Source organism: Burkholderia latens, assembly GCF_001718795.1.
GTDB lineage: Bacteria > Pseudomonadota > Gammaproteobacteria > Burkholderiales > Burkholderiaceae > Burkholderia > Burkholderia latens_A.
Genome location: NZ_CP013435.1, coordinates 2,933,242 through 2,946,513 on the forward strand (window position 1 = coordinate 2,933,242; position 13,272 = coordinate 2,946,513).

Below are 13,272 nucleotides of genomic sequence, written 5' to 3' on the forward strand. Positions count from 1 at the left end.
CGGCGGCCCGGACCCGCCATGCGGCTCGGGCGCGTTTCATCGCATCACGCCGGTTGCGCGGCCGCGCCGCCACCCGCCGACGGCAGGCGCGCGCCGAGCTGTTCCGCATAGCGCACGGCCGCGCTGCCGCAGACGATGTGGAACGTGTCGGCCGACACCCACGCGACATCGAGCGCGCCGAGCCGCTCCCGATCGACCGCCGTCGCATCGCGCACGACGACACGCAAACGCGTGGTCGCGATCGCGTCGAGCGATGCGACGTTGGTCGCGCCGCCGAACACCGCAAGCCAGCGCAGCGGATCCGGGTCGAGCGGCCCGGCCGCCGCGCCGGTGACAGCCTGCGCGGGGGCAGCCGCGGCCGGCGCGGCAGCACCGGTCGCGCCGCTACCGATTGCCGCACGCATTTCGTCGGCGATGATGTCGGCCTCCGGCCCGATGATCACCTGCACGCTGTTGCCGCCGCGCTTGAGCACGCCGCGCGCGCCGATCGACTTCAGTTCCGGCTCGGATACTTTCTCCGGATCGACGACGGTCAGGCGCAGGCGCGTCGTGCATGCGTCGACGACCGTCAGGTTGCCCGCACCGCCGAGCGCGGCGATGTAGCGCTGCGCGCGCGGCGCGACCGCTGCGGCATCGGCCGCCGGCGCGACGAAGCCGCCCGATGCGTACGATTGCGCCGCGGCATCGGCCGACGCCGGCTCGCGGCCCGGCGTCGCCATGTTGAACTTGCGAATGAAGAAGCGGAACAGCCCGTAGTACGCGACGCCATACGCGATACCGAGCGGAATCGCGATCCAGCCCTTCGTCGACAGCCCGTAGTTCAGCACGTAGTCGATCGCGCCGGCCGAAAACGTGAAGCCGAGCTTCACGCCGAGGATCTGGCAGATCGCGAGCGACAGCCCGGTAAGTACCGCATGGATCACGTACAGCACCGGCGCGAGAAACATGAAGCTGAATTCGATCGGCTCGGTCACGCCGGTCAGGAATGACGTGAGCGCCATCGAGAACAGCAGCCCCCCGACCATCGCGCGGCGCTCCTTCGGCGCTTCATGCAGCATCGCGAGACACGCGGCCGGCAGGCCGAACATCATGATCGGGAAGAAACCGGCCATGAAGGCGCCCGCGGTCGGATCGCCGGCGAAGAAGCGGTGCAGGTCGCCGTGCACGATCTCGCCGCCGGCCGGCGGCGTGAAGTTGCCGAACACGAACCACGCAAGCGAGTTGATGATGTGATGCAGGCCCGTGACGAGCAGCAGCCGGTTCAGGAAGCCGAACACGAACGCACCGATCGCGCCCGCCGTCGTCAGCCACTGGCCGGCCGCGTCGATCGCATGCTGGATCGGCTGCCATACGTATCCGAACACGATCCCGAGTATCACGCACGCCAGCCCCGTGATGATCGGCACGAACCGCTTGCCGCCGAAGAACGCGAGGTAATCGGGCAGCTTGATGTCCTTGTAGCGGTTGTACAGCAAGCCCGCGACCACGCCCGCGATGATCCCGGACAGCACCCCCATGTTCAGCTTCGGATCGATGTCCTTCATGATCGCGGTTTCGATCAGATAACCGATCGCGCCCGCAAGCGCCGCCACGCCGTTGTTGTCCTTCGCGAAGCCGACCGCCACGCCGATCGCGAACAACAGCGGCAGGTTGTCGAAGATCGCGCCGCCGGCATCGGCGATCATCTTGATGTTGAACACGTCCGGCTGTCCGAGCCGCAGCAGGATGCCGGCGACCGGCAACACCGCGATCGGCAGCATCAGCGCGCGGCCCAGGCCCTGTATCTTCAGAAACGGATTCCCGTCCATTCAGTCCTCCAATCCATGTCTCGTCGTTAAGCGTCGTTGACCTAATTGCTTTCGTAGTGAAACGGGTCGCGCGCCCGCCGTCGACGTTCAGTCGAGCGGCCAGACCTCGCGGCTTGCTGCCCTTACCGCCTGTGCCGAGTCGAGCGCGAGCAGTTCCTGCGCACGCTGGCGACACAGCTGGTAATCGAGACGGCGCACACGCGCCTTGATGCCCGGCACCGATACCGGGTCGACCGACAGTTCGGTCACGCCGAGGCCGACGAGAACCGGCACCGCGAGCGGATCGCCGCCCAGCGCGCCGCACACGCCGACCCACTTGCCGTGCTTTGCGGCGCCGCGCACCGCGATGTCGATCAGACGCAGCACGGCCGGATGCAGACCGTCGGACTGCGCGGCGAGATCGGCCTGGCAGCGGTCCATCGCGAGCGTGTATTGCGTGAGGTCGTTGGTGCCGATCGACAGGAAATCCGCGTGCTGCGCCAGCTGATCGGCAAGCAGCGCCGCCGACGGCACCTCGATCATCACGCCGACCTCGATCGGCTCGGTGCGGCCTTGCGCGCGCGCAAATTCGTCGATGCGCTTACGCAACCGCACGAGCTCGCCCGCGTCGGTCACCATCGGCAGCAGGATGCGCACCGCGCCGAACGGCTTCACCGCGAGCAGGCCCTGCAGCTGATCGTCGAGCAGATCGGGGCGCACCTGCGCGAGGCGAATGCCGCGCAGGCCGAGCGCCGGGTTCGGCTCGGGCGGCAGCGTCAGGTAGTCGACTTCCTTGTCCGCGCCGACGTCGAGCGTGCGGATGATCGCGGTGCGGCCCTGCAGCGCGTCAACGATCGACTGGTAGCTCTGCTGGTGTTCGATGACGGTCGGTGCGGCCTGGCGATGAATGAACATCAATTCGGTGCGCAGCAGGCCGACCGCGTCCGCGCCGTTGTCCACGGCGGTGTTCGCGTCGTCGAGCGTCGCGATGTTCGCGGCGACCTCGATCGCGCGACCGTCGATGGTCGCGGCCGCAACGCCGGCCAGCTGCCGGTTCGCTTCGCGTACGCCGTCCAGACGCTGGCGCTCGTGGCGCGCCCGCTCGACGTCGAGCGCGGTCGGCGCGTGTTCGAGACGGCCAGCACTCGCATCGACGACGACCTGCGTGCCGTCCGGAATCGCATACAGCGCGTCGCCGACCGCCACCAGCGCCGGAATGCCGAGCTGACGCGCGATGATCGCCGCGTGCGACGTTGCGCCGCCGCGCGCCATCACCAGCGCGGTCACGCGCTGGCGATCGAGCGACGACAAGTCCGACGGCGTGAATTCCTCCGCGGCGAGCACGGCCTCGTCCGGCAACGCGCGCGTCGCGCCGCTCGTGTGGCCGAGCGCGCGCAGCACGCGCTTCTCGATGTCGCGCAGGTCGGCCGCGCGCTCGGCGAGCAGCGCGTCGTCGAGCTTCGACAGCGTGTCGATCTGCGCGCGGATCGTCGCGCGCCACGCGAAGCCCGCGCTCTTGCCGAGACTGATCTGGTCGCGCGCCGCATCGACCAGCGTCGGGTCCTCCAGCAGTACGCGATGAACCGCGAAGATCCCCGCTTCGCCGACCGCACCGCGCGCCGAAGCGTTGCGCACCGTGTCGTCGAGTTCGGCGTCGACCGCCTTCAGTGCCTGATCGAGCCGGCGGCTTTCGGACGCAGGCGTGCCGGCAGCCTGTTCGGGCGGCACGATGTCCGCATCGTCGAGACGCACGAGCGCGCCGACCGCGATGCCCGGCGCCGCGCACACGCCCGCGAGCGTGTCCGGATCGGCGGGCGCGCCGGTGTCGCGCGCGACCGTCTGCGGTGCGGGCGAGCGCAGCCGCGCCGGCTTCTCCTCGACCTCGCCGTGCGCTTCGCGCAGCAGTTCCCGTTCGACCGCGTCGACCGCTTGCCGCGCCTGTGCGCCGCGCCCGATCAGCTCGATCGTCGTCCCTTCGCCAGCGCCGAGGCCGAGCAGCCCCACGACGCTCGCGATCGACGCCTTGCGGCCTTCGAATTGCACGTCGACGGTCGCATCCAAACCGCGCACCGACTCGCGTGCGCGCGCGGCCGGCCGTGCATGCAGGCCGCCCGGCTGCGTCAGCACGATTTCGCGGCGCACCTCGTTCATCGCGGCGGCGCCCGCCTGCGCCGCTTGCGCCGCAGCTTCCCCTTTCCCGCGCAGCGTCAGGAGCGGCGTCTCGCCGGCCGTCGCGAAACCGCTCGCGCGCTCGACGACGTCGAACGCGTCGGAGTTCGCGATCGCGATGACCGACACCAGCGAATGCGCGCTGCGCGCGACCGCATCCTGGTCGAACTCGATCAGCAGGTCGCCCGCATCGACTCGCGCGCCGGCTTCGACGCGCGCCGTGAAGCCCTGCCCGTTCAGCTCGACGGTATCGATGCCGATATGCAGCAGCACTTCCGCGCCCTGCGGCGTCGTGATCGTCACCGCATGGCCGGTGCGCGCGAGATGCGACACGATGCCGGCACACGGTGCGACGAGCTTGCCTGCGAGCGGATCGATGCCGATGCCGTCGCCGAACATCCCGCCGGAGAACACCGGATCGGGCACATCGGCGAGCGCGACGATCGGCCCCGTCAACGGGCTGAGCAGGACAATCTGATCATGGGTGGAACTCTTCAACTGGGACTCCTCGGCGCGTCTCATCGGCTGTCTCGGCTATCAGTGCGTTTCGGTGACTTTGTTCAGGTGGCGCGGCGTGTCGGGATTGCGCCCGCGCGCGACGGCAAGCTCGGCCGCCATCACGTAGAACGAAAGAATGGCGGCGATCGGGTCGAGCGCCGAATGCGTGGATTGCGCAAGCGGCAGCACGGTGCCCGACACGCCCGGCGTGCCGGCGGGCGCCGCGAGCAGCACGGCGGCGCCGCGGGCACGCATGTCGTGAGCGAGCTGCAGCAGCCCGGCCTGCTCCGGCCCCGGCGGTGCGAACACGAGCAACGGATAGTCGCGGTCGATCAGTTCCATCGGGCCGTGACGGACCTCGGCGCTCGAAAACGCCTCGGCCTGGATCCCGGACGTTTCCTTCAGCTTCAGCGCGGCTTCCTGAGCGATCGCGAGGCCCAGGCCGCGGCCGATCACGATCATCCGCTCGATACCCGCGAGCGCGTCAACGGCCGGCGACCAGTCGAGCCGGCCGGCCTGCGCGAGCACGTCGGGCAGGCCGCGCAACGCGGTCGCCAGCGCGGCGTCGCGCTGCCAGTACGCGACGATCTGCGCGGACAGCGACAGCATCGCGATATAGCTCTTGGTCGCCGCAACCGACAGTTCGGGGCCGGCCATGAGCGGCAGCTGGTGCTCGCACGCGTCGGCGAGCGGCGACGGCAGCACGTTCACGGCAGCAACGGTGCGCGCGCCGGCTTCGCGCAGCGCGGCCATCGTGTTGACGAGATCGGGGCTCTTGCCCGACTGCGAGAACGCAAGCGCGAGCTGGTCCTGCACCTTCAGCGGCGCCTGCTGCAGCGTCGCGACCGACATCGGCAGCGACGCGACGGGCACGCCGAGGCGGCTCATCGTCAGGCTCGCGAAATAGCTGGCGGCGTGATCCGAGCTGCCGCGCGCGACCGTCAGCGCGACGGCCGGCGGATGATCGAGCAGTTGGCCGGCGAGCGCTTCGACGCGCGTGGTGTCGGCGAGTTGCGCGGCGACGACCTGAGCGGACTCGCGCGCTTCCTTAAGCATATTCGACAATCGATTCTCCTTCGACGTAGGTCGCGGTGAGGTTCAGGTCGCGATCGAACACCGCGAGGTCGGCCCACGCGCCGCGCTCGAGGCGCCCGCGATCGGCGATGCCGAGATAGTCGGCCGCATAGCGCGACATCCGGTTCGAAACGTCGGCGATCGGCAGGCCGAGCGACACGAGATTGCGCAGCGCCTGATCCATCGTCAGCGTGCTGCCGGCGAGCGTGCCGTCGGCGAGCCGCACGCCGCCGAGACACTTCGTCACATGCTGGCTGCCGAGCCGGTATTCGCCGTCGGGCATGCCGGTGGCGGACGTGCTGTCGGTCACGACGTACAGGCGCGGGATCGCGCGCAGCGCAGCGCGGATCGCGCCGGGATGCACGTGCAGCAGATCGGGGATGATTTCCGCGTACTCGGCATGCGCGAGCGCCGCGCCGACGAGGCCCGGATTGCGGTGATGCAGCGGCGACATCGCGTTGAACAGGTGCGTGAACCCGCATGCGCCATGCTTGAGCGCGGCGACGGCGTCGTCGTAAGTCGCGAGCGAGTGGCCGAGCTGCACGCGCACGCCGCGCGCGGCCATCTCGCCGATGATCTCGATGTGGCCGGCGATTTCCGGCGCGAGCGTGACGACGCGGATCGGTGCGATCGACAGGTACTTCAGCACTTCGTCGAGTACGGCCGACACCGCCGCGTCGGGCTGCGCGCCGAGCTTGCCGGGGTTGATGTACGGGCCTTCGAGGTGAACGCCGAGCACGCGCGCGGCGCCGGGCGTACGCGTGCGCGCCGCGATGCCGAGGTTCGCGACGACTTCCATCAGTTCGTCGCGGGGCGCGGTCATCGTCGTCGCGAGCAGGCTCGTCGTGCCGAATTGCGCGTGCGTGCGCGCGATCGTGTCGATCGCGTCGCCGCCTTCCATCACGTCGGCGCCGCCGCCGCCATGCACGTGCAGGTCGATGAAGCCGGGCAGGATGTACGGCGCGTCGTTCTTCGCAGGCTCCACAGGGGTGCCGTCGAGCGCGGCGATGCGGCCGTTTTCGCTGTCGATCGAGCCGTGAATCCAGCCGTCGGGGGTCAGGATGTTTCCAGTCAGCATGACGTTTCTCTTGATGAGCGGGTGACGCGGACATCCGCGTCGCGCTTTGCAAATTCGTTGCGATTCATTGCGCGCGATTGCGTTCCATTGCGTGTCGCGCGGCGTGCGCGCAGCCTCGCGCGTCAGCGTTTCAGTTCGGCGACGAAGTCGTAGTAATCGTCGCGGCAATACGTTTCGGTCACTTCGATCGCGCGCTGGTCGGTGCCGTAGCCGATGCGCGTGATCACGAGCAGTGCGGAACCCGGCTTCACCGCCATCCATTTCGCGACGTCGTGCGTCGCGTTCGCCGCGCGAAAGTGTTGCAGCGCGCGCACGACCGTCATCCCGCGCGCGTCGAGGTACTCGTACAGCGACGCGCCGAGCGCCTGCGGATCCGGCACCACCGCGGCCGGCAGCGTCGAATGCTCGACGGCCATCACGATGCCGTCCGCGCGGCGCAGCCGCTCGAGCCGTGCGACCGTCGCGCCCGGCGCGAGCCCGAGCCGCGTGAGCTCGTCGCGGCTGGCGGCGCGCAGCGTGCGCGACAGCCACACCGAATCGGGCACGAAACCGCGCTGCTGCATCTTCGCGGTGAAGCCCACGAGCCGCGACAGCGGATCGGCGACGCGCGGCGTGATGAAACTGCCCGCACCACGCGCCCGCTTGATCAGCCCCTGCTCGACCAGCAGCGCGAGCGCGCGGCGCGCGGTGATCCGCGACACGCCGACCGACGCCGACAACAGCCGCTCCGACGGCAGCGCCTCGCCTGCCCGCCACGCGCCGGCATGAATCGCGCTCGTTAGATTGCGGGCAAGCTGCAGATACAGCGGCGTGTCGTCGAGGGGATCGGGCGCCAGTTCGGACCAGCCGGTTTCCATGTGCCTCCGCGTGTCGGACGACGATCTCGGACCGTCGAAAGTGAACGCATTATATAACCACCATAATACCAGTCAACGAACTGGTATTAGCTGGAGCAAAATCGCGGGAAGCCTTGTCCGGCAAGCGTTTTAGCAAACGAAAAGCCTTTGTTTACAATGCGATGCGGGATAGGGATTTACCCGGATTGGTATGCAAGGGGACAGTTCCGGCGGCGCATCCGGCCGCTTGAAAGGGACGAAATCGACACCTGAATAGAACCAGTTCGCGTAACTGGTATGCATCGTCGGCCGGGCGCCCGGAAAGCGTCCGGCGCGCGTCACGTCAGTGAAACTCGCGGCTCGACGTGCGCAGGCCGCCGAGCAGCGGCGTCAGGTCCTCGAAATGCTGCGCGACGAGGTGCCTCACGTCGCTGACGACTTGCCACACGCCCGATGCTGCGAGCAGCCGCGAATCGAGCGTTTCGCGGCGCTGCCGCGCGAGCAGTTCGGGCCGCACGATCACGTTTACGCAGCCCGTTTCGTCCTCGAGCGTCATGAACATCACGCCCTTCGCGGTGCCCGGCATCTGTCGCGCGATCACGAGCCCGCACGCGCGTGCGAGGCGGCCGTCGGGGCGGTCGCGCAGCTCTGCCGCGGACGACAATCGCTGCGCACGCAACGCGGGCCGCAGCAGCGCGACCGGATGGCGGTTCAGCGTGAGGCCGGTGGCGTGATAGTCGGCGAGGATGTCGTCGGCTTCGGATGGCGCGTCGAGCGCGGGCTGCTCCGCCTCGTCGATCGGCGCGGCGGCGAGCAGGTCGCGCTCGGGCGCCGCGGCGACGGCCCGCCACAATGCATCGCGGCGATGGCCGGCGAGCGTCGCGAGCGCGTTCGCGGCGGCGAGCGCTTCGAGATCGCGCCGTTCGAGCTGCGCGCGGCGCGCGAGCGCATCGACGTTCTCGAACGGGCCGGCCGCGCGCGCGGCCTCGATGCGCCGTGCGGCGGCCTCGCCGAGACCGCGCACGAGCGACAGGCCGAGCCGCACCGCGGGCTGGCCGTGCGGCGGCGGCTGGCCGGGCAGCGCTTCGAGCGACGCCTCCCAGCCGCTGCGCGTGACGTCGGCCGGGAACACCTTCACGCCGTGGCGTTTCGCGTCCTGTACGAGTTGCGCGGGCGCGTAGAACCCCATCGGCTGGCTGTTCAGCAGCGCGGCGACGAAGATCGCCGGTTCGTGGCATTTAAGCCAGCTGCTCGCGTACGCGAGTTTCGCGAAGCTGGCCGCATGACTCTCGGGAAAACCGTATTCGCCGAAGCCCTTGATCTGCTCGAAGATCTGCTCGGCGAACTCGCGCGTGTAGTTGCGCTCGAGCATCCCGCTGATGATCTTGTCGTGATACTTCTCGAGGTTGCCCTTGCGCTTCCACGCGGCCATCGCGCGGCGCAGGTCATCCGCTTCACCGGGTGTGAAACCCGCGGCGACGATCGCGATCTGCATCACCTGCTCCTGGAAGATCGGCACGCCGAGCGTGCGCTCGAGCACTTCCTTGAGCGCGTCGCTCGGATACGTGATCTCACCCTCCTCTTCACCGGCCACGATCCTGCGCCGCTTCAGGTACGGATGCACCGCGCCGCCCTGAATCGGGCCGGGCCGCACGATCGATACCTGGACGACAAGATCGTAGTAATTGCGCGGCTTCAGCCGCGGCAGCATCGACATCTGCGCACGCGATTCGATCTGGAATACGCCGACCGTATCGGCGCGGCAGATCATGTCGTAGGTTGCTTTGTCATCCTGCGGAATGTGTTTCAGCGTGAACGGTTCGCCGTTCTTCTCCGGCCCGCGCCACGTGGTGCGCAGGTCGAACGCGCGATGCAGCGCCGACAGCATGCCGAGCGCGAGCACGTCGACCTTCATCAGCCCGAGCGCCTCGAGATCGTCCTTGTCCCACTGGATCACGCGCCGCCCGTCCATCGCCGCGTTCTCGACCGGCACGAGCCGCGTGAGCTTGCCGCGGCTGATCACGAAGCCCCCCGAGTGCTGCGACAGGTGACGCGGAAAGTTGAGCAAGCGCGCGGCGAGTTCCGCCCACGTGCGGATCAGCGGCGTGTGCGGGTCGAGCCCGGTCGACGAGAATTGCTGCAGCAGATCGCGGCTGCCGTCGAACCAGCGATGCCCCTTCGCGACGCGATCGACCAGCATCGGATCGACGCCGAGCGCCTTGCCGGTTTCGCGCAGCACGCCGCGCGGACGATACGTCGATACCGCGGCCGCGAGCGCGGCGCGATCCTTGCCGTATTTTTCGTAGATATGCTGGATCACTTCTTCCCGGCGCTGATGCTCGAAGTCGACGTCGATGTCGGGCGGCTCGCCGCGCTTTTCGCTGATGAAGCGCTCGAACAGCATCGTGCTCTGGTCGGGATCGACCTCGGTGATACCGAGGCAATAGCAGACGACCGAGTTCGCGGCCGAGCCGCGGCCCTGGCACAGGATGTTCTGGCTGCGTGCGTATTTGACGATGTCATAGACGGTCAGGAAGAACGGTTCGTAGCTCAGTTTTGCAATCAGCTCGAGTTCATGGCGGATCAGCTTTTCGACCTTCTCCGGAATGCCCTGCGGATAACGCGCGGCCGCGCCCGCCCGCGTTTCCTGTTCCAGGTAGCTCGTCGGTGTGTGGCCGTCGGGCACGATTTCGTCGGGATACTCGTAGCGCAACGAATCGAGTTCGAAATCGCACGCGTCGAGCATCGCGCACGTCTCGGCGATCTCGGCCGGCGCGAACAACTTCGCGATCCGCCCGCGCGAACGCAGATGCTGCTCCGCATTCGGCGCAAGCGCATACCCGCATTCGGAAACCGGCATACCGACGCGAATCGCCGTCATCACGTCCTGCAGCGGCTTGCATGAGCGCACATGCATCGTCACGTCGCCGAGCGCGACGACGCGCACACCGCGACGCTCGCCGGCGTCGCGGATCTCTTCGCGCTGCGCACCGTCGAGCGCGCGCTGCAACTGCACGAGCCCGAGCCGCGCACGCTCGCCGAACGTTGCGCGAAACCATGCGACCTGTGCATCGAGCACGTCCGCCCGCACCGGATACGTCGGCACGAGAATCGCGAAGCAGTCGGGCATGCCGCGCAAATGGGCGAACTGGGCCGGCGGCGCCGACAGCATCCGCGACGTCAGCGTATAAGTGCCCTTCGGCGACGCCATGCGCCGCCACGAAATCAGCTCGGAAAGGTTGCCGTACCCTTCGCGGTTCTGCGCGAGCAACACGAACCCGAACGCGCCGGGGCCCGGATCGTGGCCGGGTGCGGCTTCATCCGGCGTGACCTCGAAATACGAACCGATGACGAGCGGCAATCCTTTCGCCTTCGCGGCAACATGCATGCGCGGCGCGCCGGCGAGCGAGCATTCGTCGGTGATCGCGATCCCGCGATAGCCGAGTTCCGCCGCCCGCTCGACCAGTTCTTCCGCATGCGACGCGCCATGCAGGAACGAAAAGTTCGAACGGCAGAACAACTCCGCGTAATCGGGCAGCAGACTGAATTGCGCAACCATCTTCGTTCACCCGAACAGCCCGTGCAGGAACCAGTGCGGTTCGGACTCGCTCCCCGCTCGCTCCCTGAACACCCAATAGCACGCACCGGCTTCGTCCTGCGCGACGTGGTAATCGCGGGCAGCGAGCTGACCGTCGAACCACCCGGCCTCGATCCGCTCCGTCGACGACATCATCCGCAGCGGCGTATGAAATACCGGCCGCTCGCCGCGCATCAGCAGCGGCAACGGCTCGGCCAACAGCCACGCGGGGCGCGGCGGCGCGGCCGGCAGCCCGCCGGCCGGCTTGCCTGCCTGCGCATCGAGCGGCAGCCAGCGGTTCGCGGCCTCCGGCCGGTAATCGGCGACGGGCGCCGCGCGCAGCACGTTGTCCGCGCCGAGCCGAGCGACCAGCAGTTCGAGCAAGCGCTCGCGCGTCTCTTTCGTGCCGCCCGGCTCGGGAAACAGATCGTCGGCCGGCGGCGCGACCGATTCGACGCGCGTGGCCTTCAGCCGCACCGCGATTACCGCGGCCGGCAACTCGACGCGCGCGAGCCGCTCGCCGAGCAGCCGCATGAAGTGCGCTTCGTCGCGCACCGGAGCCGCGAACGCAAGCTCGAGCGGCGTCGGCGGCACGGCCTGGCGGCCGCGCTCGTGCTCGAGATCGAACGTCATCGCGGCAAGCGACAGCTGCCGCGCGGCAAGCCACCCGCAGAGCTGCACGACGAGCCGCCGCGCGGCGAACAGCACGGCTTCCGCGTATTCGACGCGCTCCGGCAACTCGAGCCGTACGTCGAACACGGGCGGCACCGCCATCCATGCGAGCGGCTCGACCGCATCGCCGTACGCGCGATCGAGCGCGGCGAGCAGCGCCGGACCGCAGCGGCGCTGCAGCCCCGCGCGCGGCAGGCCTCGCAGATCGGCGAGCGTGCGGCAGCCGAGGCCGTCGAACCAGCCTGCATACGGACGCGCATCGGGCAGCAGCACGCACGGCAACCGGTCGAGCGTGCGGACGAGCGAAGCCGGCGCAGCCACGCGGCGCCGGATGCGCGCCCGCGCCGACGTGCGTGCGAGCAGCCACGCGCCGCGCCCGGTCGGCGCGGCGGACAGGCGTGCCGCATAGCCGAGCGCCGCGAGTGTTGCCCGCACCTGGCGGCACAGCGCCGGCAGCCCGCCGAACAGGCGCAGGCTCGGGCCGACGTCGACGATCAGCGTCGCTTCGTCGTCGAGCGCGACGCACGGCGAGAAGCGCAGCAACGCGAGCGCGACCGCGCGCAGTGCATCGGCCTCGCGGGCGGGATCGCGTTCGACGAGCCGCGTGTCGGGCGCGAGCGTCAGCACGCCGCCGCGCTTCATGCCCGCACGCACGCCCTGCCGGCGCGCAGCCGCATCGGCGATCAGCACGACGCCCTGCTCGAGCACCGCACAGCCGGCCTCGCCGGCCGCTGCGTCAGACGGCGGCGCGGCGCACACGTCGAGCGGCAGGCGCGGCAGATGGATGCCGAGCAAGACGCGCATAGCGGCTCTCCACGATGGGCGACGGCAAATCGAGCTCGAGCGGCTCGCTGCGCGCGGGCCCGCGACGCTTGACGATGTCGAGCGACACGCCGCCCGGCACCGGGTGCAGCGCGACGCGCAGCACGGCCGGCGACGGCTGCCGCGCGGCCGACAGCGGGCGCAGCATCACGAACAGCGTATCGCCGGTGCGCGCGGCCGCGAGATGCAGGCGCCGCAGCGCATCGGGCCGCGCGTCCTGCCAGAGCAACAGCGCGCCGCAGCAGCCCGCCTTGAGCGCCTGCTCGGCGGCCCACAAGGCATCCGTGCGGCTGCCGGCGCGCAGCCACAGCAGCGCATCGGACGGCACGCCGAGGCTGGCGAGCGCGGCCGCATGCGGTGCGTGCGGCGGCGCGACGAGCGCAAGCGGACGCCGCGCGCTGACGGTGCGCGCAAGCGCGGGCGCGAGCAGCCGCATCTCGCCGCAGCCAGGTTGCGCGGCCAGCAGTTCGACGAGCCCGCCGACGGGCCACCCGCCACCCGGCAGCTCGGCGGACAGCGGCGCGAAGCCCGTGTCGATCGTGCGCGGGCCGCCGCGCGCGAGCTGCGAGCCTCGCCACAGAGAGGGATGAAGGGATTCGGGGGAAATGGAGGATGCGAGCATGACGCCACCCACAACTGTATGGATATACAGTATATGGCAATGCGCTCGTGCCGCACAGTACTGGGACGAAACCGGCTTTTCGTCAGACTAGAGAGAGCCGGAAAGGAGGCGCCTGCGTCCGGTTACGGTACACCGCG

General features: G+C 69.4%; 8 protein-coding genes. All 8 read right to left on the bottom strand.

All coding sequences use genetic code 11. From position 1 onward, the window contains the following. Positions 1–44: 44 nt before the first annotated feature. Positions 45–1,808 carry an N-acetylglucosamine-specific PTS transporter subunit IIBC gene (gene nagE, locus WK25_RS13620; protein WP_069241770.1) on the bottom strand — a complete coding sequence of 588 codons (1,764 nt, stop codon included), beginning with the start codon at positions 1,806–1,808 and terminating at the stop codon, positions 45–47. An 87-nt stretch (positions 1,809–1,895) separates the two neighbouring features. Continuing rightward, the gene (ptsP, locus tag WK25_RS13625; protein ID WP_040142065.1) at positions 1,896–4,478 is read right to left on the bottom strand and encodes a phosphoenolpyruvate--protein phosphotransferase; all 2,583 of its coding nucleotides are present in this window, start codon (positions 4,476–4,478) and stop codon (positions 1,896–1,898) included. A 15-nt stretch (positions 4,479–4,493) separates the two neighbouring features. After that, positions 4,494–5,510 carry an SIS domain-containing protein gene (locus WK25_RS13630; RefSeq protein WP_040142067.1) on the bottom strand — a complete coding sequence of 339 codons (1,017 nt, stop codon included), beginning with the start codon at positions 5,508–5,510 and terminating at the stop codon, positions 4,494–4,496. Next, on the bottom strand, positions 5,503–6,606 hold the full coding sequence (gene nagA / locus WK25_RS13635; protein WP_069241771.1) for an N-acetylglucosamine-6-phosphate deacetylase: 1,104 nt from the start codon (positions 6,604–6,606) through the stop codon (positions 5,503–5,505). Before nagA ends, WK25_RS13630 begins: the two co-directional genes overlap by 8 nt. A 122-nt stretch (positions 6,607–6,728) precedes the next feature. Next, on the bottom strand, positions 6,729–7,463 hold the full coding sequence (locus WK25_RS13640) for a GntR family transcriptional regulator (RefSeq protein ID WP_040142071.1): 735 nt from the start codon (positions 7,461–7,463) through the stop codon (positions 6,729–6,731). 322 nt (positions 7,464–7,785) lie between these two features. Further along, complete coding sequence (locus WK25_RS13645) at positions 7,786–11,001, bottom strand: error-prone DNA polymerase (protein WP_069241772.1); 3,216 nt, start codon at positions 10,999–11,001, stop codon at positions 7,786–7,788. A 6-nt stretch (positions 11,002–11,007) separates the two neighbouring features. Next, the gene (locus tag WK25_RS13650; protein ID WP_069241773.1) at positions 11,008–12,495 is read right to left on the bottom strand and encodes a Y-family DNA polymerase; all 1,488 of its coding nucleotides are present in this window, start codon (positions 12,493–12,495) and stop codon (positions 11,008–11,010) included. After that, on the bottom strand, positions 12,428–13,135 hold the full coding sequence (imuA, locus tag WK25_RS13655) for a translesion DNA synthesis-associated protein ImuA (RefSeq protein ID WP_040142078.1): 708 nt from the start codon (positions 13,133–13,135) through the stop codon (positions 12,428–12,430). Before imuA ends, WK25_RS13650 begins: the two co-directional genes overlap by 68 nt. Positions 13,136–13,272 lie beyond the last annotated feature (137 nt).